At 41.5% G+C, this 5,000-nt stretch carries 1 protein-coding gene; it reads right to left on the bottom strand.

The features are described 5' to 3' along the window. On the bottom strand, nt 1-5,000 hold a 5,000-nt coding region (locus tag GWK10_RS18225; protein ID WP_204263179.1), incomplete at both ends, for a beta strand repeat-containing protein.

Here is a 5,000-nt window from a genome sequence, read left to right as displayed (position 1 = left end):
GCTGCATCATTATCATTAATCGTACCCTCGCCCTGAGCATCACTAATGGTTACAAGACCATTACTCAAACTGCTTAAGTTAGCGAAGAAGCTCTCGGTAGCTTCTACCAAACTATCATCAATGATTGGAACCGTGAAGGTCTGTGTTTCCGTATCAGTTCCTGTAAACGCTAATGTACCTGTTGATGTCGTGTAATCTCCCGGTTGTACCGCACTATTGTCTGCAGTTGCATAATCTACAGTAAAGCCACCTTGAACTGCTCCTGTTAAGGTCACAGTGAAAGTTGATGTACCAGCAGCCTCAGTTACGGTAACATCATTAATTGCGATACTAGCTGCATCATTGTCTGTAATAGTAACCTCGCCTTGTGCATCACTAATAGAAACCGATCCTGCACTTACTACATTACTTAAATCAACTACAAAGTTCTCACTCTGCTCGACCAAACTATCATCAATGATTGGAACCGTAAAAGTTTGTGTTTCTCCATTTGTCCCTGTAAAAGTCAGCGTATTTGTGACATCTGTAAAATCATCAGGATCTACGGCAGTTCCATCTGCTGATGTATAATCTACTGTCAGTCCTCCAACCACTTCACCAGTTAATGTTACCGTTAAGGTTGCTATTCCTGCTCCTTCATTTACGGTTACATCATTTATAGCTATACTAGCAGTATCATTATCAGTTATTGTTCCCGTCGCAGTTGCGGTGGTAATTGTAACTAATCCATTACTAATATTACTTAGTGTGGCTGTAAATGTCTCTGTCGCTTCAATTAAAGCATCGTCAACGATACTTACAGTAAAACTTTGGGTTTCCGTATCCGTACCTGCGAATGTAAGCGTGCCTGTCGTATCCGCATAATCGGCTGGTTGAGTTGCTGTACCATCTGCAGTCGCATAATCTACAGTAAATCCGCCCTGTACATCACCGGTCAAGGTCACCGTAAAGGTTGCTGTTCCCGCAGCCTCATTAACCGTTACATCGGCTATGACAATTCCAGCACTGTCGTTATCTGTAATGGTTACTTCACCTTGAGCATCACTTATCGTTACCAAGCCATTAGTGATATTAGTCAAATTGGCTAGCACAGTTTCCGATGATTCTAAAAGGACATCATCGATAATTGAGATCGTAAATGTTTCTGTTTCAGTATCAGTCCCTGCGAACGTGAGTGTACCACCAGCAGTAGTATAATCTCCCGGTTGAACAGCTGTTCCATTTGCAGTTAAGTAGTCTACGCTAAATCCACCTTGCACATCCCCGGTCAAAGTTACTGTCAAAGTAGCTGTCCCTACAGCCTCATTGACTGTAATATCATTGATAGCTATGCTCGCAGCATCATTATCAGTTATTGTTCCTTCTCCCTGCCCATCACTTATTGTTACCAAACCACTACTTAATCCACTTAAATTGACAAACAGACTTTCAGCGGTTTCGACCAAACTATCATCAATGATAGGAACAGTGAAGGTTTGTGTTTCGGTATCAGTACCTATGAAGGTTAATGTTCCAGCCGATGATGTATAATCCCCAGGCTGAATCGCACTATTGTCAGCGGTTGCATAATCTACGGTAAAGCCTCCTTGAACTGCTCCTGTTAAAGTAACAGTGAAAGTTGCGGTACCAGCAGCTTCTGTAACTGTGACATCATTGATCGCTATACTTGCCACATCATTATCTGTAATGGTACCAGTACCTAATGCAGTATTAATTGCTACTAACGTATTTGTTATATTGCTTAAGGTGATTGTATAATTTTCGCTAGTTTCTACCAACGTATCATCAACAATAGTTACAGTAATTTGCTGAACTTCACCATCTGTTCCTGTAAATGATAAAGTACCATTAGTTAATCCAAAATCATCAGGATCGATAGCGGTACCATTCGTTCCTGCAAAATCAATATTAAACCCGCCTTGAACATCGCCAGTTAGTGTTACATTGAAAGTGGCTGTACCAGCTCCTTCATTAACTGTTACATCATTAATGTCTACCTGTGCATTATCATTATCAGTAATGCTGATTGTTCCAGTTGGTACTGGATTAGCGACTAGTACATTGCTGATATTGGATAGCGTTACGGTAAGATCTTCCGAACTTTCAACCAAAGTATCGTCTATAATAGGAATACTGATCGTCTGTACCTCAGTGTCGTTACCTGCAAAAGTTAAGGTTCCATTAGTCGTCGCTGTATAATCTCCAGGAGCAATTGCCGTATTATTAGCAGTATCGAACCGAACTGTAAAGCCACCTTGTACATCTCCTGTTAAAGTCACATTGAGTACTGCAGTGCCAACCGCTTCATTTACCGTAATTGAGCTGATAGCTAACGAAGCTGCATCATTATCATTAATCGTACCCTCGCCCTGAGCATCACTAATGGTTACAAGACCATTACTCAAACTGCTTAAGTTAGCGAAGAAGCTCTCGGTAGCTTCTACCAAACTATCATCAATGATTGGAACCGTGAAGGTCTGTGTTTCCGTATCAGTTCCTGTAAACGCTAATGTACCTGTTGATGTCGTGTAATCTCCCGGTTGTACCGCACTATTGTCTGCAGTTGCATAATCTACAGTAAAGCCACCTTGAACTGCTCCTGTTAAGGTCACAGTGAAAGTTGATGTACCAGCAGCCTCAGTTACGGTAACATCATTAATTGCGATACTAGCTGCATCATTGTCTGTAATAGTAACCTCGCCTTGTGCATCACTAATAGAAACCGATCCTGCACTTACTACATTACTTAAATCAACTACAAAGTTCTCACTCTGCTCGACCAAACTATCATCAATGATTGGAACCGTAAAAGTTTGTGTTTCTCCATTTGTCCCTGTAAAAGTCAGCGTATTTGTGACATCTGTAAAATCATCAGGATCTACGGCAGTTCCATCTGCTGATGTATAATCTACTGTCAGTCCTCCAACCACTTCACCAGTTAATGTTACCGTTAAGGTTGCTATTCCTGCTCCTTCATTTACGGTTACATCATTTATAGCTATACTAGCAGTATCATTATCAGTTATTGTTCCCGTCGCAGTTGCGGTGGTAATTGTAACTAATCCATTACTAATATTACTTAGTGTGGCTGTAAATGTCTCTGTCGCTTCAATTAAAGCATCGTCAACGATACTTACAGTAAAACTTTGGGTTTCCGTATCCGTACCTGCGAATGTAAGCGTGCCTGTCGTATCCGCATAATCGGCTGGTTGAGTTGCCGTACCATCTGCAGTCGCATAATCTACAGTAAAGCCGCCTTGTACATCACCGGTCAAGGTCACTGTGAAAGTAGCTGTACCCGCAGCCTCATTAACCGTAACATCTGCTATTGCAATACTAGCACTGTCGTTATCTGTAATCGTACCTTCTCCTTGTCCGTCACTAATTGTGACTAATGTATTACTAACGTTAGAGAGGTTTATGAAATAAGTCTCATCCGCTTCTACAAGACTATCGTCAGTAATATTAACTGTTAATGTCTGAGTTTCTGTATCCGTTCCAACGAATGTGAGTGAGTTTGTAACGGCGGTATAATCTGATCCTGAAACAGCCGTATTATTTGCTGAGGTATAGTCAACAGTAAAAGACCCATCTACATCTCCGGTTAAAGTTACCGTAAAGGTGGCTGTACCTGCTGCTTCATTTACCGTTACATCATTGATCGCTAGACTTGCTGCATCATTGTCGGTAATAGTAGCGACTCCTTGAGCATCATTAATGGTAACCAAAACAGAACTAACATTAGACAGATTTGCAAAGAAGGTTTCACTTACTTCTAAGAGACTATCATCTATAATTGGCACTGTAAAAGTTTGTGGCTCTCCTGCAGTTCCAACGAAGTTTAACGTACCACTTGCTGTTGTATAATCTGCTGGCTGCAAAGCCGTATCATTTGCCGTTGCATAATCAACACTAAAGCCGCCCGCTACCGCAGTAGACAAGGTAACAGTGAAAGTAGCCGTTCCAGCCCCTTCATTAACCGTAACATCGTTGATAACTATATTTGCCGAATCGTTATCGGTTATTGAACCTACTGCTTGATTATCTGCAATTGTAACTAAAGTACTCGATATACCGCTTAAATTGACAAAGAAGTCTTCACTAGGCTCTACTAAGCCATCATCAATAATTGGCACCGTAATGGTTTGCACTTCCGCATCCGTTCCAGCAAAAGTAAGGGTTCCGCCATCTGAGGTATAATCCCCTGGCTCAATAGCAGTATCATTTGCTGTTGCATAATTCACTGTAAAGCCTCCAGCCACATTTCCTGTTAGTGTAACATTAAAAGTAGCTGTTCCAGCTCCTTCATTGACTGTTATATCTCCTATTGTTACAAACGAATCATTATCGATTATTGTAACCTCTCCCTGCGTATCAGGTACCGCAACTAAAGAGTTGGTAATACCACTTAGATTAATGAAGAAGGATTCATTATTTTCTACTGTAGTATCATTGATAATTGAAATAGTAACAGTTTGTGTTTCTGTATCAGTACCTGCAAAGCTTAAGGCTCCTGAAACTGCAGTGTAATCGCTAGGCTGATTCGCAGTGTCATCTGCAGAAACAAAACTGATATCAAATCCACCCTGTACGTTCCCTGCAAGTGTTACGGTAAGCGTAGCAGTACCATCAACTTCATTAACCGTTACATCATCGATCGATACATTCGCAGTGTCATTATCCGTGATCGTAATCTCGCCCTGTCCATCACTGATCGTTACCAGTCCATTGGTCAATCCGCTTAAATCAGCAAACAAACTCTCCGTTGGCTCTAATAAATTATCATCGATAATAGGAACCGTAAAGGTCTGTGTCTCCGTATCGGTTCCTGCGAAGGTCAGCGTCCCCGTTGCACTCGTATAATCACCAGGTTGTACCGCTGTATTATTAGCAGTAGCATAGTCTACACTAAAGCCACCCTGTACATCACCAGTCAACGTAACCGTTAACGTAGCCGTGCCAGCAGCCTCATTCACCGTTACATCATCGATAGCAATACT

The organism is Spongiivirga citrea (assembly GCF_010671565.1).
Lineage (GTDB): Bacteria > Bacteroidota > Bacteroidia > Flavobacteriales > Flavobacteriaceae > Spongiivirga > Spongiivirga citrea.
Note: the sequence above shows the minus strand (reverse complement) of the source record. Positions and strands in the feature narration are given on the sequence as shown.